Source organism: Mesorhizobium sp. M7D.F.Ca.US.004.03.1.1 (assembly GCF_003998635.1).
GTDB lineage: Bacteria > Pseudomonadota > Alphaproteobacteria > Rhizobiales > Rhizobiaceae > Mesorhizobium > Mesorhizobium loti.
In genome coordinates this window covers 1-819 of the sequence record NZ_RZQG01001515.1, presented here as the reverse complement: position 1 = coordinate 819, position 819 = coordinate 1, and the positions used below count along the sequence as shown (strand labels likewise).

Below are 819 nucleotides of genomic sequence, written 5' to 3'. Positions count from 1 at the left end.
CACCAGCACCACTTGGCCTTTCAGCTTGCCCGTCGTGCTCACGTTTGCACCTTTCTGGTTGGGTAATCGAAAGCCAAATCGCTCATAGACGTCGGCCGATCGGCACCCGGCGCGATATGATGCCAGCTAGGCCAAACATCTGCCGCCTTCTGTCCGGAGCACAGCCAACTTCCGGCCTAGCGTCGAATACGCTCTGAGCAATCTCCTGCGCGGCCCCAGCGTATTGCTCAGCAAGCTTCGAGGCACGTCACGCGACTTGGATTGGTCTCGGCCAGGTAGATGCGTCTGCGGTGGTCATCGCCGCATATGCCATGCGCGCCGAACAGGACTGGTCGACAGCGACCTATAAAGGCTCCGTTTCCCTCCAGCACCGTCAGGGACGGAACTTGATCAGTGACATAAAGCTTGTCGTCCTGGTCGGCCCAAACATTCGTTGGCCGATAGAAGCCCGTCCAAATGGCCAGTAAACGGCCATGGCCGTCAAAGTGCTGCAGCCTGTTGTTTTCGCGGTCCGCCACGACGACCGATCCGGTTTTCAGGACATATATCGCGTGTGGCGAAAGGAATTGCCCAGCCGCCACACCGCGGCTGCCCCATACACAGACCGGTTCCCCTTTCGCTGAAAACCGTTGTACGACCGTGTTGCCGTAACCATCAGCAACAAAGATGTCGCCGTCGGGTCCGATCGCGACACAGCTGGGGTGATTGAAGGGTTTCCCAGCGGCATGGCGTGTCCCGATTCGGCCTGTGACCCGGCCTTTTCTGTCGAAAATAACGATCTGATGCGCGTCACGATCAACCACATAGAGCCGCCCAAAT

The 819-nt window shown here is 58.4% G+C and carries 1 pseudogene; it reads right to left on the bottom strand.

The features are described from left to right. Window positions 1-227 precede the first annotated feature (227 nt). Window positions 228-819, bottom strand: a pseudogene (locus EN935_RS38350) (hypothetical protein); the annotation flags it as partial.